A 20,644-nucleotide genomic window follows, 5' to 3' on the forward strand; every position below is an offset into this window, starting at 1 on the left:
GTTGCCGTAGTCCTTACTGCGCTGATCGGTATTGCGGATCAGCAGCGCGATCGGCGCGCCGGTCGTCTGGCCTTCGAACACGCCCGACAGGATCTCGACCTTGTCTTCTTCCTGACGCTGCGTGACGTGGCGCGACGTGCCGGGTTTGCGGCGGTCGAGTTCAAGCTGGATGTCGGCTTCGTTAAGCGCCATACCCGGCGGGCAGCCGTCGATCACGCAGCCGATAGCGGGGCCGTGCGATTCGCCGAAGGTCGTAACAGTGAAAAGCGTACCGAGCGTGTTGCCGGACATGGGCGTCGTCCAAAGAAATGCGGGGAAGGCACTATTATGCCAGCCCCCAAGGGGCCAGGCCGCGGCGCCCGCCGGTCTATGCCTTCCGGACAAGTCCCCGGCGGAGCGGGGCCGCAAGCGGAGGTGCAGAAATTCCTGCCGCGACACGGCCCAACCGCGAACTCCATGACGCCGCAGCTTGCGCTACAGGCCCGATCGGCAACCGGCCTACTTCCGCGCCCCGCGCAGTTCGGTAACGATCCGCTGCAACGCTTCCGGCGTCGCCTCGGCAGGATCGATCGGTTCACCCACCGCCAGCGTCAGCCGGCTCATCACACCTTTCTGGATCGGCCGCGGCCAGCGCGCGTCGTTGGCGCGCGAAAACACGCTGCCCCACAATCCGCGCAGTGCCATCGGTATCACCGGCGCCGGCGTGCGGCGCACGATTTCGGTCACGCCATGGCGGAACGGATTCATCTCGCCGGTTTTCGTCAGCTTGCCCTCGGGGAAGATACAGACCAGATCGCCCTCGGCCAGCGCGTGCGCACAACGCTCATAAGCCCGCGTCAACAACGCCGCGTCCTGATGGGCGGGCGCAATCGGAATCGCCTTCGCATGACGAAACACCCAGCCGGCGAACGGCGACTTGAAGATCTGATGATCCATCACGAAGCGGATCGGCCGCGGGCTCTCCGCCATGATGACGATCGCGTCGACGAGGCTCACGTGGTTGCACACCAGCACGGCCGCACCCTCTTCCGGAATCCGTTCGGCATGCACCAGCCGAATCCGGTAGAAGGTATGCGCCAGTACCCACGCGATAAAACGCAGCAAAAACTCCGGTACGAGCGAATAGATGTATGTCGCGACGACGATGTTCAGCAACGCGGTGACGAGGAAAATCGCTGGAATACTGAAACCCGCCGCGGTCAACGCCATCGCCATCAATGACGAAACGATCATGAACAGCGAATTCAGAATGTTGTTCGCGGCGATGATACGCGCCCGGTGGCTCGGCTGGCTGCGGCTCTGGATCAGCGCATAAAGCGGCACGCTGTAGAGGCCGCCGAACAGGGCCAGCAGGAACAGATCGGCCAGCACGCGCCAATGAGCCGGCCGCACGAGGAACTCGCCCACGCTCAGCAGATGCCCCGCCGTCGGCAACGCATGACTCGCGAAGAACAGATCGATCGCGAACACGCTCATACCGATCGAGCCGAGCGGCACGAGGCCGATTTCGATGCGCCGCTTCGAGAGCTTTTCGCACATCAGCGAACCCAGACCGATGCCGATCGAGAACGTGCCGAGCAGCACGGTCACGACATCCGGATCGGCGGACAACACATTTTTCGCGAAGCTGAAAAACGATGACAGAAAAGTCGCGCCGATGAACCACAGCCAGGAAATTCCCAGCAGGCTTAGAAACACCGTACGGTTTTCGCGCGCGAGTTTCAGATTGCGCCACGTCTCGCTGACTGGGTTCCAGTTGATACGCAGATCGGGCTGCGGCGCTGGCGTAAGCGGCACGAAGTTCGACACCAGCCGCCCCACCAGCGCAATCGCGACACAGGCGCAGGCCAGCACCGCGGCGCCATGCTCGACGAAACCCGCGCCCACGCCGCCGACGATCGTACCGATCAGGATCGCGACGAAGGTGCCCATCTCAACCATCCCGTTACCGCCGACCAGTTCCGACTTCGACAGATGCTGCGGCAGGTACGAATACTTGACCGGCCCGAACACGGTTGAATGAACGCCCATCAGAAACGTGCACAGGTACAGCAGCGGCGCGCTATGCAGCCAGAAACCCGCGCCGCCGATCAGCATGACGACGATTTCGAAGCTCTTGACGAAGCGCGTGAGCATCGCCTTGTCGTACTTGTCCGCGATCTGGCCGGAGGTAGCCGACAGCAGCACGAACGGCAAAATGAAAATCGCCGAGATCAGGAACGCGGCCGTTTTCGGCTCGACGCCGGAAAAGCGCGCCGCCTGATACGTGACGAGCGACGTGAAGCCGATCTTGAACACGTTGTCGTTCATCGCGCCAAGGAACTGGGTCCAGAAAAACGGCGCGAAACGGCGCTGCCCGAGCAGGCGGAACTGGGATTCGTTCGTCTCGTGTGGGCGAGCGGCACGACGGGCGGCAGGTAGCGGACGATCGCTCATGAAGTTCCGGGAACGGGCTAAAGAACCGGGAAAGGGCCGGGGCCTGGGCACAAAAAAAGCGCACGCTTTCGCGCGCGCCTTGTTTGCATTTTCACACTCACGGCAACGGCGCGAACGCCGCGGTGAGCCACCGCGCGTTGGCCGGTTAGCGCGGCGCCGGTTGCTGTTCCTGCTGTTCTTCCGGCCAGTCGCGGATATAGGCCTTGAGCATGCGGTTTTCGAAACCCTGCTCTTCGACCACGGCCTTCGCGACGTCGTAGAACGAAATCACGCCCATCAGCGTGCGGCTTTCCAGCACCGGCAAATAGCGCACATGATGCTCGAGCATCATGCGACGAACCTCATTGACGTCCGTTTCGGGGGTGCACGTGAGCGGATGGTCGTCCATCAACTTGCGGATCGTGGAGGTACCGAGGCTGCCGCCGTGCTTGCTCAAGACCAGAATGATTTCACGAAACGTCAGCATGCCGACGAGGTCGCCGTATTCCATCACGACCAGCGAGCCGATGTCGTGCTCGGCCATGGTATTGACTGCGTCGTGCAGCGTGGTATCCGGCGTAACCGTGAAAAGGGTGTTGCCTTTGACTTTAAGAATGTCGCTGACTCGCATGATCTGTCTCCGTGATACCGCTTAAGCTGACAATGCCTGAATGACTTTCGATCCTAGCGGAAAGGCCCATAAAAGGAAAGCGGGCCGCCCGCCATGGCGCAACGGGCGTTTGCAAGCCTGATCCGGAACCCTCCCGACCACGCGCATCGGGAAAACCGCGCTTGAAGCGATCCATGCCGGTGATAGGATGGCCGCCACTTTCACCTTTTCGCGAGGCTGTCCGTGGCCTCGCCGCCCAGCATGTCCGCCAACCGTTTCGATACGCTTGCGCTGCACGCCGGCGCCGCGCCCGACCCCACCACCGGCGCGCGCGCCACGCCTATTTACCAGACTACCTCGTTTTCGTTCCGCGACTCGGACCATGCCGCGGCGCTCTTCAATATGGAGCGCGCCGGCCACGTCTATTCGCGCATCTCGAATCCGACCGTGGCCGTGTTCGAGGAACGCGTTGCCGCGCTGGAAAACGGCGCGGGCGCGATCGGCACGGCGAGCGGCCAGGCCGCCTTGCATCTGGCGATCGCCACATTGATGGGTGCCGGCGCCCATATCGTCGCCTCCAGCGCGCTCTATGGCGGCTCGCACAACCTGCTGCACTACACGCTGCGGCGCTTCGGCATCGAGACGACCTTCGTCAAACCCGGAGACCCCGACGCGTGGCGCGCCGCGCTGCGTCCGAACACGCGCCTGCTGTTCGGCGAAACACTCGGCAACCCGGGCCTCGACGTGCTCGATATCGCTGCCGTGGCGCAAATCGCGCATGAGCACGGCGTGCCGTTGCTCGTCGACTCGACCTTCACCACGCCCTATCTGCTCAAGCCGTTCGAGCACGGCGCCGACTTCGTCTATCACTCGGCGACCAAATTTCTCGGCGGCCACGGCACCACGATCGGCGGCGTGCTGGTGGACGGCGGCACGTTCGACTTCAACGCGTCCGGCCGTTTCCCCGAATTCACCGAACCGTACGAGGGCTTTCACGGCATGGTATTCGCCGAGGAAAGCACCGTCGCACCGTTTCTTCTGCGCGCGCGCCGCGAGGGTTTGCGCGACTTCGGCGCCTGCCTGCATCCGCAGGCCGCCTGGCAACTCCTGCAAGGCATCGAGACGCTGCCGCTACGCATGGAACGGCACGTCGCGAACACGCGCAAAGTGGTTGAATTCCTGGGCGCCCACCCCGCCGTCGAAGCCGTCGCCTACCCGGAACTGCCATCGCATCCGGACCATGCGCTCGCGAAGCGTCTGCTGCCGCGCGGCGCGGGCGCGGTGTTCAGCTTCAATCTGCGCGGCGACCGCGCCGCCGGACGCAGCTTCATTGAAACGCTTTCGCTGTTCTCGCATCTCGCGAACGTCGGCGACGCACGCTCGCTGGTCATTCACCCTGCGTCCACGACGCACTTCCGCATGGACGCCGCCGCACTCGCCGCAGCCGGCATCGCCGAAGGCACGATCCGCCTGTCTATTGGCCTCGAAGACCCCGACGATCTGATCGACGACCTCAAGCGTGCGCTGAAAGCCGCGCAGAAAGCGGGCGGGACGAGTGTACCGGGGAGCGGACCATCTGGTTCGTCCGGCGCGGCGAAGAACAGCCCCTCCCGTCCATCTGCTGCGCCAGCCCGCGACACCCCGTCCGCCGACGCGACCCAATCCCGCCCGGAGTCCGCATGATCCTCACCGTTCAAGGCAAGCCGGCTTACGCGTACACCGGCGGCAAACCCTTCGACCCCAACCTGCCGAGCGCGGTATTCATCCACGGCGCCGAGCACGACCATAGCGTGTGGGCATTGCAAACGCGTTACTTCGCGCATCACGGCTTTGGCGTACTGGCGGTCGATCTGCCCGGCCACTGCCGCAGCGCCGGCCCCGCGCTCACCACCGTGACCGCAATGGCCGACTGGCTGGCCGCCCTGCTCGACGCCGCCGGCGTACAGCGCGCGCTCGTGGCCGGCCACAGCATGGGCTCGCTGATCGCGCTCGACTTCGCCGGCCGCTATCCGGAGCGCGTCACGCACCTGGCGCTGCTCGCCACCGCCATGCCGATGGCCGTCTCCGACGCGTTGCTCGACGCCGCCCTGCATCGCGAGGCCGAGGCGATCGAGATGGTCAATCAATGGTCGCATTCGACGCTCGCCGCCAAGCCGTCGTGCCCGGGCCCGGGCTTCTGGCTGCACGGCATGAACCAGCGGTTGATGGAGCGTGTCTCGGCGAGCGGCGAGACGCACCTGTTCCACACCGACTTCACCGCGTGCAACAGCTACGCGGACGGCCTCACGCGCGCCGCCGAGGTGCGTTGCCCAACGCGCCTGATGGTGGGCCGGCGCGACGCAATGACGCCGCCACGCGCGGCCAAAGCGCTCGCTGACGCGCTCTCCCGGGCCGGCGTACCGGTCGACACTGTCATGCTCGAAGCCGGCCATGCCCTGATGACCGAGCAGCCTGACGCTACCCTCGACGCGCTGTTCAGCTTCGCCGCGAAGGCCGCAGGCACTGTTTCATACGGTGGTTAGTTATCGTTGCGAGTCGTCACGATAAGCGCACCGGAGTAGACGCGCCATCGGCCGAATGGCCAGGTTGCGCGCAGGGTCCGATAGCCGCACAATGGTTCGAGCCTGTCCTGTTTCGAGTGCGTTCCGAGCATCCCGGCGCGCCGCGAAGCAACTTGGGAGCGACGGGCACGGCATCGACCCGCGTCGACATTCGGAGGCCATGATGGCTCAAACCGCGCACACCGATCACTTCGCGAGCTTCGCGGAGTTCTATCCGTACTACCTGAGCGAGCATCGCAACACGGTATCGCGGCGGCTGCATTTCGTGGGTTCGCTCGGCGTGATCGGTTGCCTCGCCATGGCGCTCGCCACCGGTGACTGGCTATGGCTGCCGGCTGCCGTCATCTGTGGATATGGCTTCGCCTGGGTCGGGCATTTCTTCTTCGAGAAGAATCGCCCGGCTACTTTCCGGCATCCGCTCTATAGCTTGATGGGCGATTGGGTGATGTTCAAGGACATCTGCGTCGGGAAGATTTCTCTGTAGGTCTGCCGGCGCGTTCGGGTGGCTTGATTTCTGTGTGGGTCTGCCAGCGCGTTCGGGTGGCCCGCCCGGGCAGTCTGTCCGTGCCGCCTGCTCACGCGGCCTGCTCGTGCAGCCTGCTCGTGCCGCCTGCTCACGCAGCCTGATGCGGCATTGAAGAAGCGCCTTGCTCGTTGTCCTGGGCACGCGCTGCGCGTGCGGCAGCACGCGCCGCCAGCAACGCGGCGAGCGTCACTTTCAGTTTGTCGTTTTCGAGCGCCGCGAGAAGCGTCTGGCCATCCACGCGCGTGGAGTCCAGTTGAAGCTGATACTCGAGCTCCGCGCGATCGATCACGAACAGGTTGAACAGCTGCTCAACCGTGATCCGCGCCGGATTTGCCAGCAGCACGAAATGCGGACGCATGCCGTCCTCCTGCAAGCGCGCGATCCATTCGATCTCCTCGAGCTTTTGCAGCAGCTTGATCGTGGTGTCCATCTCGCGACGAAGCATACGCGAGAGTTCCGGCACCGTGTAGCCGCGTTTGCCGGCATCGCGCGCTTCCGAGAGCCGCGCGAGCAATTCGAGCGAATCGAACAGATCACTGCCCTCGAATGTAGGCCGATGAAACTGGCCGATCCTGATCGCCGGCAACGCCGATGCGATCATCGCGCCGGCCAGTGCGATGAACCAGCAGAGGTACATCCATAGCAGAAACAGCGGCACAGCGGCAAACGCGCCGTACACCGCCGTGTAGGTGGGAATCCGGCGCACGTAAAAGCCGAAGCCGCGCTTGGCGAGTTCGAAAGCGATCGCGGCCGTAATCCCGCCAATCGCCGCGTCACGCCATTCCACGCGGCAGTTCGGCAAAAACACGTAAAGCATTGTGAAGGCTAACGCCGTCAATGGCAGCGCGGCGCTGGTCAGCGCCCAGTCGATCACCGGCGTAATGTGCTGAGCGGCGCTGAACGCCATGGACCGCGTGAACAGATAGGAAGAAATCGACAGGCTCACGCCGATCAGAATCGGACCGAGCGTGATGATCGCCCAGTAGACCAGAATGCGCTGCGCGATTGGCCGCGCCTTGCGCACCCGCCAGATCACATTGAAGGCGGACTCCACGGTCATCATCGTCATCACGGCGGTGACGAACAGAAAAATCATGCCGATGGTTGTAAGGCCCTTCGCCTTGGACGCGAACTGGTTCAGATAATTGAAAATCTGACTGTTGAGCTGCGCGGGCATCAGATGGTCGGCGAGGAAAATCTGCAGCGACATCTGGAACGAACTGAAAATCGGAAACGCGGTAAACAGCGCGAACGCGACCGTGGCAAGCGGCACGAGCGCGAGCATAGTGGTGAACGTGAGGCTGCCGGCCACCTGCGGAATGCGGTCTTCGCTACTGCGCTTCGCGGCGAATTGCGCGAGCCGTTTGAGCGTGTCGAGATCGAAACGCACCCTGGACAACAAACCCACCTCCTTGCTTCATGAAACAGTGCGCCACGACCGGGCGCGAGGCCTGGCCGAATGGCCATGGATGGCCTGTGCAGCGGACCCAGCCCCTATAATACCCGCTCACCGATGAGGCCTATGAAAGACATTCTCGTGCTTTATTACAGCCGGCACGGCGCCACCCGCGAGCTGGCGTTGGCGATCGCGCACGGCGTCGACAGCGTCCCCGGCATGCAGGCGCGCGTGCGCACCGTGCCGGCGGTTTCCACCGTCTGCGAAGCGACCCAGCCGGATATTCCCGCTGAAGGGCCGCCCTACGTCGAACTGCGCGACCTCGAGGAATGCGCCGGTCTCGCGCTCGGTTCGCCCACCCGCTTCGGCAACATGGCCGCGTCACTGAAATACTTTCTCGACGGCACCACGCCGCAGTGGCTTGCGGGTGCGCTGTCCGGCAAACCGGCCTGCGTGTTCACGTCCACCGGCAGTTTGCACGGCGGCCAGGAATCCACGCTGTTGTCGATGATGCTGCCGCTCCTGCATCACGGCATGCTGATCGTCGGGATCCCCTACACCGAGAGCGCGCTGTCCACCACGCAAACCGGCGGCACGCCCTACGGCGCGTCGCATTTCGCCCGCGCGGGCACAGCCGGACAGGGCATCTCCGCCGACGAAAAAACACTGGCGATTGCCCTCGGCGCACGCGTTGCCCGCGCGGCGGCATCCCTGAGCGAACGCCCGTGAGCGCAGACAACGCCGAACAAGCCGGCGCGTCAGCGGCGGACCCGACCACTGCGGAGTCCGCCCCTCGAAATGCCGCCGCCGCATTCGGCGCCAGCGCTGCGCTGATCGCGCTGACCGTGTTGACGGTCGCGTGGGAATGGTGGCTCGCGCCGCTGCGTCCAGGCGGCTCGGCGCTGGTGCTCAAAGCCGTGCCGCTCCTGCTCGCCCTGCCCGGCGTGTGGCGGCATCGGCTTTACACGTTGCAGTGGGCCTCGATGCTGATCCTGCTGTATTTTGCCGAGGGCATCGTCCGCGGCTGGAGCGATCGCGGCCTGAGCGCGCGCCTCGGTTGGCTCGAAGCCGCGCTCTCCGTTATTTTTTTCGTCTGCACGCTCGTCTATGTCGGCCCGTTCAAGCGCGCCGCAAAACGGGCAGCCAAACAGGCCGCGCAGCGAACAACCTAACGGGCAACTGAGCAGGTCACACAACAAGCATCGAAACAGGCAACACCTGATAACACCAAGCCGAACACCAGCCAGGCCGAGGGAGGCACTCGATGAAAACAGCGCTTGCCGCGTAACCTATCCGCCGAACATCCTGACCGACCAACATGACCCAAGCCGCTTTCCTCACTGCTTGCCGCGACGCAATCGGCACAGCCCACGTACTCACCGACCCGCACGACACTGCGCCTTACCTCACCGACTGGCGCCGCCGCTACACCGGCGCGGCCTGCGCCGTGCTCTGCCCGGCCACGCCTGACGAGGTCGCGGCGCTCGCCAGACTCGCCGTCGAGCATCGCATCGCGCTGGTGCCGCAGGGCGGCAACACCGGTCTGGCCGGCGGCGCCACGCCGGATGCAAGCGGCGCGCAGGCGGTCATCAGTCTGCGGCGTCTGAACCGTGTGCGCGATATCGATCCGCACAACAACACGATCACTGTCGAAGCCGGGGTGATCCTCGCCGAAGTACAGAAGCATGCCGAAGAAGCCGGCCGCCTGTTCCCCTTGAGTCTCGCCGCGGAAGGCAGTTGCACGATCGGCGGCAATCTCGCCACCAACGCGGGCGGCACTGGCGTCCTGCGTTACGGCAACACGCGCGAACTCTGTCTCGGCCTGGAAGTGGTTACGCCACAAGGCGAACTGTGGGACGGCCTGCGCGGACTGCGCAAAGACAACACCGGCTACGACCTCCGCGATCTGTTTATCGGCGCGGAAGGCACGCTCGGCATCATCACCGCCGCGGTGCTCAAGCTGCATCCGCAACCGGCCGCGCGTGTCACGGCGCTCGCCGCGCTTGCGTCGCCGCATGCGGCGCTCGATTTCCTGTCGCTCACGCAACGCGTCGCCGGGCCGCTTCTGACCGGCTTCGAACTGATGTCGGATTTCTGTCTGCGGCTGGTGGGCCGGCATTTCGAGCAGATGCGCTATCCGTTCGCCGAACCGCATGCGCAAGTCGTGCTGCTGGAACTGTCGGACAGCGAGAGCGAGGAGCACGCGCGCGGACTGTTCGAGCGCCTGATGGAAACCGCGCTCGAAGAAGGTCTGGTGGAAGACGCGGTGGTCGCGGAAAACCTCGCGCAGTCGCGAGCATTCTGGAATCTGCGCGAACACATCCCGCTCGCGCAGGCTGAGGAAGGTCTGAACATCAAGCACGATATCGCCGTACCGATTTCGCGCATTGGCCGCTTCATCGAGGAAACCGACGCGGCGATCGCGCAAGCCGTGCCGGGCGTGCGCATGGTCACGTTCGGCCATCTCGGCGACGGCAACCTGCACTACAACGTGCAGGCGCCAGAGGGCGTCGACGCGAAGGCGTTCCTCAAGACCTGGCAAAGTCCGATCAACCAGCTCGTCTACGACAGCGTGCACCGGCATCGCGGCAGCATCAGCGCGGAGCACGGCCTTGGCCAGTTGAAAATCGACGAGGCGATGCATTACAAGCAGGACGTCGAGATACAGCTGATGCGCGTGGTGAAACGCGCGCTCGACCCGCTGAACCTGATGAATCCAGGCAAGGTGCTACGCTAGGGTTTGAGCGTTCGGTTTAGAGCCTTTGGCGATTCAAAGCCTTTGGTCTGAAGCCTTCGCCATCCGGTGCGAGGGCCATTGCAGGAGATGTCGTCGTGAAGATTCGAGTGTTGTCCGATCTGCATCTGGAGAACGACGAGCCCGAGCTGATCCCGCATGCGCACGCGGATCTGATCGTGCTGGCCGGCGACATCCACAATCATGCGGCCGGCCCGCGCTGGGCCGCGCAAGCTTTCGACGGCGCCGTGCCGGTCGTCTACGTGCCCGGCAATCACGAGTACTACGACGGCGAATTCGGCGCGCTCGAGGCGGCCCTCTACGACGCAGCCGCGCAAGTCGACAACGTGCATGTGCTGAACAATGCCGCGCTGGTCGACCCGCAAGGCCGCTGGCGCGTGCTCGGCACCACCTTGTGGACCGACTTCGCGTTATACGGCGCGGATCCTGACACGCTCGCCGAGTGCATCGACGCTTCGCGCCGCGCGATGCTCGACTTCCGCGGCCTGATCCAGATGAACTGGCCGCACGGCACCGAAGATTCGCCGCGCGACTTCACGCCTGGCGATTCCCTCGCGCTGCACCGCCAGGCGCGCGCCTGGCTCGAAAACGAGCTCGCCAGACCGTTCGACGGCAAGACGATCGTCGTCACGCATCACGCGCCGCATCGGCTAAGTCTGGCCGAGCGCTACGCGGAGGATCGCGTGTCGGCTGGTTTCGTCAATCATTTGCCGGAACTGGTGCGCGCGCCCGTCGCGCTGTGGATTCATGGGCATACGCATACCCCGTTCGATTACACCGTGAACGGCACGCGCGTGGTCTGCAATCCACGCGGCTATTTCGACCGGCGCACCAGGCAGTGGGAAAACCCGCAATTCACGTGGGATAAGGTCGTGGAGATATAGCATCGGCTTCGGGCCGATCTGGGTAGCGCGGCCACGCGCGACGCACTACGCTGTTGTCGTCGGGTCAAGTCTCGCCGGCACGTGATTGGCGCGTTGGCGTTGGCGTTGGCGTTGGCGTTGCCATGGCATGGCGTGGCGCTGGGCTTGGCTGGCTTGGCTGGCTTGGCTTGATGTTGCTTGGCTGGCTTGGCTGGGCCCTGACATACACAGCGCGTCGGCGCGCCAGCCGCATCGCCGCCCCATCGCCGGCTTGCCCCAACCGGCCAAACCGGCGCGACCGGTCATTTCCGGAGGTTGCTCATGTGTGGTCGAATCAGCCAGTACCGCGATCCGCATCTGTACGCCCAGCAGCTCGGCCTCGCCGATCCGCTCATGCTGTTCGACGCCGCGGACCGGCGCCCGGGCTACAACCTGGCGCCGGGCACCCATCCGCTCGCGATTTACCCGGACCAGACATTACGCGCAATCCACTGGGGATATTGCCCGGACTGGGCACGCGCACAGCATCTGCCGCAGACGATCAACGCGCGCGCCGAAACAGCGCCGCATACGCGCTACTTCAAAGACCTGTGGAAAACGGGACGGGTACTGGTGCCGGCAGACGGCTGGTTCGAATGGCGCATGGAAGCGGTGCCCGGACCATCAAATGGCACCATCGGCGCGCAAGCCGAGGCCACGGTCCGCCAGCCCTACTTCGTGCACCTTAGAAGCGCCATTCCGATGTACCTCGCGGCTTTATCGAATGTACGCGGCACCGAAGCGCAAACGGACGGCATGGGATTGGTAATCGTGACGGCCACTGCCGACGCGGGCCTGATCGACGTGCACGACCGCCGCCCTCTGGTATTCGCGCCCGAGGCGGCGCGCCGCTGGCTGGATTCCGCTCTGCAGTTCGACGAACTCGAACAGCTCGCGCGCAGTGCTTGCCTGCCCGCCGCGCGGTTTCGCTGGCATCGGGTGAGTCCGGAGGTAGACCGCACGCTCAATGACGAGCCGGGTCTGATCGAAGCGCTGCACTAGGCGTGCGGAGCGCGGATCAGAGCACTGGACCCACTGTGCGGAGTGAGAATGGAAGCACCATAACCCAGCGTCTGGAGCGCGGATCGAAACAGATCGGCAGCCAGACCGCCATGGCGCGGTAACGCAAAAGGCACGCCGGAAAAAGGCAGCAGCGAACTCAATTGCCGTGCACCAGGCGGTCCAGCGCGCCCACAGGCTTCAACGATCGTGCCGCTGGACCTGCAGATCGGGACGCTCGACCTTGATCGGCATCAGTTGCGGCTGCTGTTCACGCAGACGGCGCAACAGATCGCGCGAGGCGGCGATTCCGATCAGTCCCAACATAACGGCCACGCCGATCATCAGATGCGTATCCATGAGTTCCTCGTCCTTGAATTCTTGCGGTTGTTGCGGGTGTTGCGGGTGTTGCGATTCGCCGAACGGCGGCTTCCTGAACGCGTCCGGCTGAATGCGGCAGCGTATGGACCACACGTTAGCAAATCGATCCCGAGGCAGAAGTAAGGAAATGTTGCGCCGCGGCACTTATGTAACAGGCTGTCGTACCGCCGGCGGCAAAACCCGTCAACAACGGTCAACCGCCCGCGGGGCGCTGCTTCAGCCGCGCGCGAACTGGCGCAATTCTTCCTGATCGGCGGCCAGCGTGGCCGGCAGTTCGTCGCGCAGAAACTCGACCCAGGTGCGAATTTTCGCATCCAGATACTGCCGTGACGGATACAGCGCATACAGATTCATTTCCTGCGACGTGTATTCCGGCAACAGCCACACGAGCTCGCCGCTACGCAAACCTCTGATCGCCGAGTAGATCGGAATCAGCCCCACGCCCATGCCGCTGGACGCCGCGACAGCCATCGCTTCGGCGACATTCACCTGGAAGGTGGCCGGCCCCAGGGCAACCGTTTCCTCGCCGTTCGGGCCGTCGAAAATCCATTTGTCGGTCGGAAAAATCGGCGTGACCATTTGCAGGCAAGTGTGACGCGTCAGGTCCGCGGGCGTTTGGGGCACGCCGTGCCGCTCCAGATAAGCCGGCGATGCGCACACAATGCTGAACGCGCTGCCCAGCCGCTGCGACACCAGCCCCGAATCCGGCAGGCCGGTTGCGAGGGTCAGCGAGAGATCGAAACCTTCATCGAGCAGATCGGGCATGCGCTGCGCGAGCGTCAGTTCGACATGCACGTCCGGATAGCGCTCCTGATAGCGGCCCACGGCCGGCACCACATAGTGTTGGCCGAAGCTTGTCATCGCGTGGACCTTGAGCTTGCCGGACGGACGCGCGTGAGCGTCGCTGGCTTCCGCTTCGGCCTGATCCACATACGCGAGGATCTGCTCGCAGCGCTGCAGATAGCGCTCGCCCGCCTCGGTCAGTGCGATACGGCGCGTGGTGCGGTTCAACAGACGCGTACGCAGATGCGCTTCGAGGTCGGAAACCGCGCGCGACGCATACGCCGTGGTCGTGTTCAGGTGCTGCGCGGCACCCGTAAAGCTGCCCGCTTCGACGACGCGGACAAATACGCGCATGTTTTGAAGCGTATCCATACTTTTCCCAAGAGATCGGTAGCGATTGTTGCACGATTCGCAAAGGCGATTATCTCATATCGCGTAAAAATGCCTTGCATCTTTACCGGTTATTCCCCAATCAATCGAAAAATATAATGACGCACATGCTTCTATAACCAAATTTGGAGGAAATTGTGCAGTCTCCGGTACAGAAAGGGGTCGCCGCAGCTGTGGTTCTTACGATCCTATTAACAATCGCCGGCTGTGCCAGTACCGGAGGCATCGCGCCGCAAGATCGCGGAATCGAGCCTTCGTCGCTCGACGCAGGCAATGCCATCCGCGCCGCCAATGCGGACGCCCAATGGCCGGCCGTCGACTGGTGGCGTGCCTATAACGATCCGCAACTCAATGCGTGGATCGAAGCCGCGCAGACGGGCAATCCGAGTCTCGCGGTCGCCCAGGCGCGGGTACGCGAAGCCGTGTCGATGGCCGGCGTGGCCCGTTCGGCGCTGTCGCCGCAAGTGAACGGCAGTCTGTCGATCCAGCGTCAGAAATGGGCCGACAACCTGTATTACGGCCCGGGTCCGCTCGCGGGCCAGCAATCGTGGAACAACACCGGCACGCTGGGTCTGTCGTACAACCTGGATCTCTGGGGCAAGGACAAGAACGCCGCCGAACGCGCGCTCGACGCGGCTCACGCCAGCGCGGCCGACTTCCGCGCCGCCCAGCTCGAACTGGAAGGCAACGTGGTGCGTACGTACATCGAGATGTCAATGAATTACGCGCTGCTCGATATCGCGAAGTCCACGCTGCAGCAACAGCAGCAGATCGTCGACCTGGCGAACCGTCGTCTGAAAGGCGGTATCGGCACGCAGCTCGAAGTGAGCCAGGCCGAAACGCCGCTGCCGGAATACGAACGTCAGATCGATGCGATCGAGGAAAAGATCGCGCTCGGCCGCAATCAGTTGGCCGCACTGGCCGGCAAGGGTCCGGGCGCGGGTGACACGATCCAGCGTCCGACGCTCTCGCTCGACAACGCACCTGCCAGTCTGCCGAGCGCACTGCCCGCGGATCTGATCGGTCATCGGCCGGACGTGGTCGCGGCGCGCTGGACGGTCGCGGCGCAAGCGCGCGGCATCGACGTCGCCAAGGCCAGCTTCTATCCGGACATCAACCTGCTGGCGTCGATCGGCGGCTATGCGGCAATGGGGCCGCTGTTCCAGTTCCTGAAAGACCCGTCGCACAGCTGGAGCGCGGGTCCGGCGCTGTCGCTGCCGATCCTCGACGGCGGGCGTTTGCGCTCGCAACTCGGCGCGGCGTCGGCAGGCTACGACGAGGCGGTCGATAGCTATAACCAGTCGATCGTCGGCGCGCTGAAGGACATCTCCGATCAGGTGATCCGGATCCGTTCGCTCGCGACCCAGGCGCAAGACGCCGACCGTTCGGTCGCGGCGGCTCGCAAGAATTACGAGTTGGCGCGCGAAGGTTATCGACGCGGTCTGACCGACTATCTGAATGTGCTGATCGCGCAAAGCCAGTTGCTGCGCGCTCAGGAAGGCGTCGCGAAGATTCAGGCCGAGCGCCTTGGCGCGCATGCGTCGCTGGTCACGGCGCTGGGCGGTGGACTCGACGAACCGGCCAATGGTCCGCAGGCGAGCGAGACGTTGCCGGCGCATGGCAAGGCGAAGGGCAAGAGCAACGCTGCGGCAGCCAGTTCGAGCCCCGCGGCCAAACCGTGGGGCGCGCCGGCACAAACAGACTCCGCCGGCCACACGGATAACGCCGCGGCAAGCGCGAACCACGCTTCCGCCAATCTCGACCTCGACCTCGACGTCAACGCCAGCGCCAGCGCCAGCGCGGCTGAGTAAGGAAGCCGATCATGTCAGCCGCCCCCTCTCCCGCTCCGCGCCCGGCATCGTTTGCCGCGCTTTATTCGGCCGCCGCCGATTGGGCGCGCACCGACGGGCTCACCTGGGTCTATCTGTTCAAAGCGCTCGCCGCCTGCTTTCTGGCGCTCGGCATCGCGATGAAACTCGATCTGCCGCAGCCCCGCACCGCCATGACCACCGTGTTCATCGTGATGCAGCCGCAAAGCGGGATGGTGTTCGCCAAGAGCTTTTACCGGATCTGCGGCACGCTGGTCGGCCTCGTCGTGATGCTCGCGCTGATCGGCCTGTTCGCGCAGCAGCCGGAACTGTTCATCGTCACGACCGGGATCTGGGTCGGCATCTGCACCGCGGGTGCCGCGCGCAATCGCAACTTCCGCTCCTATGGGTTCGTGCTGGCCGGCTACACCGCCGCGCTGATCGGCATTCCGGCTGCGCAGCATCCGGACGGCGCGTTTCTGAGCGCGCTGACGCGGGTGGCTGAAGTGGTGGTCGGCATCGTCAGTGCGGGCGCGATCAGCGGCCTTGTGTTTCCCCAGTTCGCCGGCTTGCAGATGCGTGGCACCGTGCGCGCGCGTTTCTCGGCGTTCGTCGAGTATGTGTCGACCTCGCTGGCCGGCCGCAACGACCGCGCGCAGATCGAAGCGACCAATGCGCGCTTTGTCGCCGACATCGTCGGGTTCGAAGCGGCACGCAGTGTCGCGGTGTTCGAAGGGCCGGATTCGCGGATGCGCGGCGGCCGACTGGCGCGTCTGAACAGCGAGTTCATGACCGCGTCGACGCGCTTTCACGCGCTGCATCAGTTGATGAACCGGTTGCGCGACGCCGACACGAGCGGCGCGACCGTGGCGGTCGAAGCGTTGGAGCCGTACTTCAAGGAAATCGCGCCGTTGCTGGCGAAGTCGGGCGAACCCGTGCTGAGTGCCACTGATGCGGCCCACGCCGCCGCGCAGCTCGACGCGTACAAGGCCGAATTGCCCAGGCGAGTCCGCGCGACACGCGCCGAACTGGAAACGCTGCCGGACGCGCCGTTGCTCGATTTCGACACGGGCGCCGAACTGCTGTATCGCTTCATCGACGATCTGCACGCCTACGCGGCTACCTACGCGTCGCTTGCCGTCGACACGCACGAACGCGAGCGCTGGATCGAGCGCTACGAACCGAAGACGAATGGCGTTGCCGCGGGCGTCGCCGGCGTGCGTGCGGCCATCGTGATGATTGTGCTTGGCGCATTCTGGATCGCGACCGCGTGGCCGAGCGGCTCGACCTTGACGCTGGACGCCGCGGCGGTGTGCGCGCTGGCGTCGTCGGCGCCGAATCCGAAGCGCACGGCGTTCCAGATGGCCGGTGGCACACTGGTCGCCTCGGTGATGGGCATGATCGCGGTGTACGGCGTGTATCCGCACATCGACGGCTTTCCGCTGCTGTGCGCGGCGCTCACGCCGTTCCTGGTGCTCGGCGTATTCATGACGACGCGCCCGGCGCTGGCCGGTTACGGCGTCGGCTACTGCATCTTCTTCTGTTTCCTGGCCGGCCCGGACAACGTGATTCATTACGACCCGAGCGGCACCATCAACGACGCGATCGCGCTGGTGGTGTCGATGCTGGTATGCGTGGTTGCCTTCGCCGTGTTGCTGCCGCCCTCGACGCCGTGGCTGCGCAACCGCCTGCTGATCGACCTGCGCCGCCAGGTGGCGCTGGCGAGCCGCGCGGGCATGCGCCGGGTGCGTTCGCGTTTCGAGAGCGGCGCGCGCGATCTGATGTTCCAGATCAACGCGCTCGCACAGAACGAACCCGAACTCAAACGCGACACCTTGCGCTGGCTCTTCTCGGTGCTCGAAGTGGGCAGCGCGATGATCGATCTACGCCGCGAGGTGGCGGCGCTGCCCGCCGACGCGCGCTACGCGAAGTCGATGCCGTGGCGCATCACCTTACGGGCGATGCGCAATGCGGTGACCGCCCTGTTCGAACGGCCGCGCGCGGACCGTTTCGATCGCGCGCTCGCCGCCACCACCGATGCGATTGCCGCGCTCCAGCAGGTGCTGACTACCTTCACGCCGCCGCGTGAGGAGCGGCATCGGCTGCAACGCATTTTGAGTCAACTGCATTTCATTCGTACCGCGCTGCTCGATCCGCAATCGCCACTTGAGCCGTTGATGAGCGGACGGACCAGCGCGTCAGAAGGAGTTCGTCATGCCACGTGAGATCGCCGTTTTCGACGCCTACGTGCCGGCTATTGTGCTGCTGTTTATCGCGGGCGCCGCGCTGACCTGGGTATTGGACCGCGTGATCGCCTATACAGGCTTGTATCGCGTGGTGTGGCATCCGTCCTTGTTCCGGGCCAGCTTGCTCGTGTGTGTGTGCGGCGTGCTGAGTCTCGCCGTTTATCGTTGATCAGAGTCGAAACATGACCATCCGAAATATTGTTGGCTTCGTCGCGACAGCCATTATCTTTATCGTTGCGATTTTGATTGGGCGTGTGGTGTGGGTTCATTACATGGATGAGCCCTGGACACGTGATGGGCGCGTGCGCGCTGAGATAGTGAATGTGGCGCCTGACGTTTCCGGCGCAGTGGTTGATTTGCCCGTTAAGGATAATCAGCTGGTCAAGAAAGGTGATCTGTTGATGCAGATCGATCCGTCGCACTATCAGATTGCTGTTGAGCAGGCGCAAGCTGCTGTTGCTGCGCGCAAGGCTGAGTTGCAGATGAAGCGCGATGATGCGCAGCGGCGGGCGGATATGGATGCGTTGGTGGTGTCCAAGGAAAGTCGTGAGAACGCTACTCATACTGCTTCTGCTGCTGAGGCTTCTTATCAGCAGGCTTTGGCCGCACTCGATGCCGCGAAGCTTAATCTTGAACGGACTCGGGTTGTTGCGCCGGTTGATGGTTATGTCACTAACCTGAATGTGTTTCGCGGAGATTATGCGGTTGCGGGTTCTGCGAAGCTGGCGATTGTCGATAGCCACTCGTTCTGGGTTTATGGGTATTTTGAGGAAACCAAGCTGCCTCATGTTCGTATCGGTGATAAGGCTGAAGTCCGGTTGATGAGTGGGGGGATCCTGCAGGGGCATGTCGAGAGCATCTCTCGGGGGATCTATGATCGGGATAATCCCGAAAGCCGCGAGCTGCTGGCTGATGTCAATCCGACTTTTAATTGGGTGAGGTTGGCGCAGAGGGTGCCCGTGCGGGTCGCGATTGATTCTGTTCCTCAAGGGGTTGTGTTGGCGGCGGGGATTACGTGTACTGTGGTGGTGCGGCCGGGGTGATGGTGGTTCGCTTCGCGGGGCTTGGTTGGCTGTTCGCTTTTGGCTGTTCGTTTTTGGCTGTTTGTCTGCGGTGTTGGCCTTTACTTGTGTTCTTATTGGTCTATTAGCGTCGCCCCTGTGCGGGGCGGCACTTACTTTCTTTGCCGCCGCAAAGAAAGATAAGCAAAGAAAGCGGCTCAACCCGCCAGCTCTTAAGCGGGTCCCCCGCACAGTCGCAGTAGTGGTGCATCTGGAATCTGTGTTCTCGCGCATTCGGCCCTGGTGACAAGGCCATCATTCTTCCGGCGGCGCTGCGCGCGCCGTCGCGGTCGTTCAGGCGCTTCGTTCGGGAGCCGGAGTCATCCCGGCGTTTCATTTCCGGTATCCAATTCTTTCTCCGTTCTTTCTGCGTTCCTTCTCGTACATCAAATGCAGTAGTTGATCGGCGCCGCAGGCTGAGTTAGTGGTCGACTGACTTGTAGGTGGATTCCACGTCAGATTTTTGGCGAGCTACGTCAGAATAGATAACTGACGCTGCGGGAGTCAGTGCGCATATTTCACCGAAATTTCCAAATCGAAAACCCAGTATCGATTTTCCGAATTCTCCTATTCATGCTCCAGTTTCCGGTGCTGCAGTGTCGTGATTAATACGAATTTCTAACGACGCTTTACAACCGGGAGACTCATGAAACCAGGCAATTTATTTAACGGCTCTGTGCAGCACGTGGTCCGTTTGATGACCGCCTTCGTGCTGCTTGCGTTCGCCTTCGGCGTCAACGCTCAAAGCAGTTGCATAGATCTATACGCAAAATCCGGCGGGGTTCCAGGAACCCCACAGTGCGTCCTGACCGTCGCCAGCAATACCCCCGGCGGGATGGGGAGTTATGGGTGCAGGAATGACATTGATGCAATCACCGCATGGTGTGCAACGCCCTCCGCTGAAGAGCCTGAGGAAAGTTGCCCGGTAGCCGATCCCGTTTATCCGGGTAGCGGTGCCGTCTCGCTGACCACCGCTGACTTCAGGAGTGGCGACGATACGCCGATGCTGTTCACTCGCAGCTACCGCTCCAAGCCGTCTGTCAAAAACGCGACCGCTATGGGGCCGGTCTGGTTTCATAACTGGCAGCGCAAGCTCGATCTCGCGAATGCAAATGCCGGTAGTTCATCCAAAGTGCTGGCGTATCGCGAGAACGGCGATCCAGTAACGTTTAACTGGTCGGGCGGCTACTGGAAAACAGCCGCCTATAGTGGCCTGGTACTGTCGCAGACAGGGAATGTGTGGACGTTCACAGACCCGACTACAGGTAGGGTCGAGACGTACTCGTCGCAAGGCATTCTGCAAACCGAGAGGAACAGAGGCGGGTTCACCAGAACGCTGGTATATGGCGGCACTGGACAGCTTGCGAACATCACGCAGCATGCCGACGGGACCAGCGCAAACTCCGATATAACGCTCCGTCTTGAGTATGACGACAAGGGCCGTCTCTCACGACTGAACGACCCCTCGGGCGGAATGACGCAATACGCCTATGACGTCAATAACAATCTCGTGTCCGTCACATGGCCTGACGGCAATGTGCATCGATACGTCTATGACGATTCGCGCTTCAAGAACGCAATTACCGGAGAGATTGACGAAACAGGCACGCGCATAGCCACCTGGGCCTATGACGCTCAGGGGCGAGCGAGTTCGGTCAGTCATCCCGACACCTCGCGCAACGTGCAGTTCGCATACGGCGACAAATCGACTGCGATAAGCACTAGCCAGAATACGACCACGTTGAAGCTTTCTTCTGTCGCCGGAATGCTGAGACCCACCGGCACTAGTTCTCCGTCTGCGACAACCAGTT

General features: G+C 63.2%; 19 protein-coding genes. 13 read left to right on the forward strand and 6 right to left on the reverse strand.

What is annotated here, in order from left to right:
- From QOC89_RS18725 to QOC89_RS18735, 3 genes are all read right to left on the reverse strand, one after another.
- Positions 1-291, reverse strand: a 291-nt coding sequence (locus QOC89_RS18725) for a chorismate synthase (protein ID WP_323046391.1), incomplete at its 3' end; no start/stop codon positions are given.
- Positions 292-498: 207 nt separating this feature from the next.
- Positions 499-2,436 carry an MFS transporter gene (locus QOC89_RS18730; protein WP_323046392.1) on the reverse strand — a complete coding sequence of 646 codons (1,938 nt, stop codon included), beginning with the start codon at positions 2,434-2,436 and terminating at the stop codon, positions 499-501.
- A gap of 145 nt (positions 2,437-2,581) precedes the next feature.
- Positions 2,582-3,046, reverse strand: a complete 465-nt coding sequence (locus QOC89_RS18735; protein WP_323046393.1) for a CBS domain-containing protein — start codon at positions 3,044-3,046, stop codon at positions 2,582-2,584.
- A 240-nt stretch (positions 3,047-3,286) separates the two neighbouring features.
- Here QOC89_RS18735 and QOC89_RS18740 point away from each other — a divergent pair, with 240 nt between their 5' ends.
- The 3 genes from QOC89_RS18740 (at position 3,287) to QOC89_RS18750 (ending at position 6,070) form a co-directional block, all read left to right on the forward strand.
- Positions 3,287-4,708, forward strand: a complete 1,422-nt coding sequence (locus QOC89_RS18740; RefSeq protein ID WP_323046394.1) for an O-acetylhomoserine aminocarboxypropyltransferase — start codon at positions 3,287-3,289, stop codon at positions 4,706-4,708.
- Entirely contained in the window at positions 4,705-5,547 is an 843-nt protein-coding gene (locus QOC89_RS18745) for an alpha/beta hydrolase (protein ID WP_323046395.1), read from the forward strand. The genes QOC89_RS18740 and QOC89_RS18745 overlap by 4 nt, the downstream gene beginning before the upstream one ends.
- A gap of 202 nt (positions 5,548-5,749) precedes the next feature.
- Positions 5,750-6,070, forward strand: coding sequence for an Mpo1-like protein (locus QOC89_RS18750; RefSeq protein WP_012433756.1), 321 nt, complete (start codon positions 5,750-5,752; stop codon positions 6,068-6,070).
- Positions 6,071-6,200: 130 nt separating this feature from the next.
- Here QOC89_RS18750 and QOC89_RS18755 read toward each other — a convergent pair whose 3' ends face one another.
- Entirely contained in the window at positions 6,201-7,514 is a 1,314-nt protein-coding gene (locus tag QOC89_RS18755) for a YihY family inner membrane protein (protein ID WP_323046396.1), read from the reverse strand.
- Between the two features lie 120 nt (positions 7,515-7,634).
- Here QOC89_RS18755 and wrbA point away from each other — a divergent pair, with 120 nt between their 5' ends.
- The 5 genes from wrbA to QOC89_RS18780 all read left to right on the forward strand — a co-directional run bounded on the left by wrbA (position 7,635) and on the right by QOC89_RS18780 (position 12,167).
- Positions 7,635-8,237 (forward strand): NAD(P)H:quinone oxidoreductase, encoded by a 603-nt coding sequence (wrbA, locus tag QOC89_RS18760; protein WP_323046397.1) that lies wholly within the window; start codon positions 7,635-7,637, stop codon positions 8,235-8,237.
- Positions 8,234-8,680, forward strand: coding sequence for a DUF2069 domain-containing protein (locus QOC89_RS18765; RefSeq protein ID WP_416340417.1), 447 nt, complete (start codon positions 8,234-8,236; stop codon positions 8,678-8,680). Before wrbA ends, QOC89_RS18765 begins: the two co-directional genes overlap by 4 nt.
- 146 nt (positions 8,681-8,826) lie before the next feature.
- Positions 8,827-10,245 carry an FAD-binding oxidoreductase gene (locus tag QOC89_RS18770; protein ID WP_323046398.1) on the forward strand — a complete coding sequence of 473 codons (1,419 nt, stop codon included), beginning with the start codon at positions 8,827-8,829 and terminating at the stop codon, positions 10,243-10,245.
- A gap of 95 nt (positions 10,246-10,340) precedes the next feature.
- Positions 10,341-11,147, forward strand: a complete 807-nt coding sequence (locus tag QOC89_RS18775) for a metallophosphoesterase (RefSeq protein ID WP_323046399.1) — start codon at positions 10,341-10,343, stop codon at positions 11,145-11,147.
- Positions 11,148-11,447: 300 nt separating this feature from the next.
- The gene (locus QOC89_RS18780) at positions 11,448-12,167 is read left to right on the forward strand and encodes an SOS response-associated peptidase (RefSeq protein WP_323046400.1); all 720 of its coding nucleotides are present in this window, start codon (positions 11,448-11,450) and stop codon (positions 12,165-12,167) included.
- A 198-nt stretch (positions 12,168-12,365) separates the two neighbouring features.
- Here the strand turns inward: QOC89_RS18780 and QOC89_RS18785 are convergent, their stop codons facing one another.
- Positions 12,366-12,638, reverse strand: coding sequence for a hypothetical protein (locus QOC89_RS18785; RefSeq protein WP_323046408.1), 273 nt, complete (start codon positions 12,636-12,638; stop codon positions 12,366-12,368).
- Between the two features lie 123 nt (positions 12,639-12,761).
- Positions 12,762-13,700, reverse strand: a complete 939-nt coding sequence (locus QOC89_RS18790) for a LysR family transcriptional regulator (RefSeq protein ID WP_323046401.1) — start codon at positions 13,698-13,700, stop codon at positions 12,762-12,764.
- Between the two features lie 155 nt (positions 13,701-13,855).
- Between QOC89_RS18790 and QOC89_RS18795 the strand changes: the two genes are divergently transcribed.
- From QOC89_RS18795 to QOC89_RS18815, 5 genes are all read left to right on the forward strand, one after another.
- Positions 13,856-15,529: an efflux transporter outer membrane subunit gene (locus tag QOC89_RS18795; RefSeq protein ID WP_323046402.1), complete on the forward strand. Its 1,674-nt coding sequence runs from the start codon at positions 13,856-13,858 to the stop codon at positions 15,527-15,529.
- An 11-nt stretch (positions 15,530-15,540) separates the two neighbouring features.
- Positions 15,541-17,751 carry an FUSC family protein gene (locus QOC89_RS18800; protein WP_323046403.1) on the forward strand — a complete coding sequence of 737 codons (2,211 nt, stop codon included), beginning with the start codon at positions 15,541-15,543 and terminating at the stop codon, positions 17,749-17,751.
- Positions 17,741-17,941 carry a DUF1656 domain-containing protein gene (locus QOC89_RS18805; protein ID WP_323046404.1) on the forward strand — a complete coding sequence of 67 codons (201 nt, stop codon included), beginning with the start codon at positions 17,741-17,743 and terminating at the stop codon, positions 17,939-17,941. The genes QOC89_RS18800 and QOC89_RS18805 overlap by 11 nt, the downstream gene beginning before the upstream one ends.
- A 13-nt stretch (positions 17,942-17,954) precedes the next feature.
- Positions 17,955-18,815: an HlyD family secretion protein gene (locus tag QOC89_RS18810; RefSeq protein WP_323046405.1), complete on the forward strand. Its 861-nt coding sequence runs from the start codon at positions 17,955-17,957 to the stop codon at positions 18,813-18,815.
- Positions 18,816-19,479: 664 nt separating this feature from the next.
- A partial coding sequence (locus QOC89_RS18815) for a DUF6531 domain-containing protein (protein ID WP_323046406.1) occupies positions 19,480-20,644 on the forward strand: 1,165 nt, incomplete at its 3' end.

The organism is Paraburkholderia sp., assembly GCF_034668105.1.
GTDB lineage: Bacteria > Pseudomonadota > Gammaproteobacteria > Burkholderiales > Burkholderiaceae > Paraburkholderia.

What these genes read in the sequence shown, in the direction of transcription:
- QOC89_RS18730 (WP_323046392.1), bottom strand. Translation starts at nt 2,436, where the DNA reads ATGAGCGATCGTCCGCTACCTGCCGCCCGTCGTGCCGCTCGCCCACAC.
- QOC89_RS18735 (WP_323046393.1), bottom strand. Translation starts at nt 3,046, where the DNA reads ATGCGAGTCAGCGACATTCTTAAAGTCAAAGGCAACACCCTTTTCACG.
- QOC89_RS18740 (WP_323046394.1), top strand. Translation starts at nt 3,287, where the DNA reads ATGTCCGCCAACCGTTTCGATACGCTTGCGCTGCACGCCGGCGCCGCG.
- QOC89_RS18745 (WP_323046395.1), top strand. Translation starts at nt 4,705, where the DNA reads ATGATCCTCACCGTTCAAGGCAAGCCGGCTTACGCGTACACCGGCGGC.
- QOC89_RS18750 (WP_012433756.1), top strand. Translation starts at nt 5,750, where the DNA reads ATGGCTCAAACCGCGCACACCGATCACTTCGCGAGCTTCGCGGAGTTC.
- wrbA (WP_323046397.1), top strand. Translation starts at nt 7,635, where the DNA reads ATGAAAGACATTCTCGTGCTTTATTACAGCCGGCACGGCGCCACCCGC.
- QOC89_RS18770 (WP_323046398.1), top strand. Translation starts at nt 8,827, where the DNA reads ATGACCCAAGCCGCTTTCCTCACTGCTTGCCGCGACGCAATCGGCACA.
- QOC89_RS18780 (WP_323046400.1), top strand. Translation starts at nt 11,448, where the DNA reads ATGTGTGGTCGAATCAGCCAGTACCGCGATCCGCATCTGTACGCCCAG.
- QOC89_RS18790 (WP_323046401.1), bottom strand. Translation starts at nt 13,700, where the DNA reads ATGGATACGCTTCAAAACATGCGCGTATTTGTCCGCGTCGTCGAAGCG.
- QOC89_RS18800 (WP_323046403.1), top strand. Translation starts at nt 15,541, where the DNA reads ATGTCAGCCGCCCCCTCTCCCGCTCCGCGCCCGGCATCGTTTGCCGCG.
- QOC89_RS18805 (WP_323046404.1), top strand. Translation starts at nt 17,741, where the DNA reads ATGCCACGTGAGATCGCCGTTTTCGACGCCTACGTGCCGGCTATTGTG.
- QOC89_RS18810 (WP_323046405.1), top strand. Translation starts at nt 17,955, where the DNA reads ATGACCATCCGAAATATTGTTGGCTTCGTCGCGACAGCCATTATCTTT.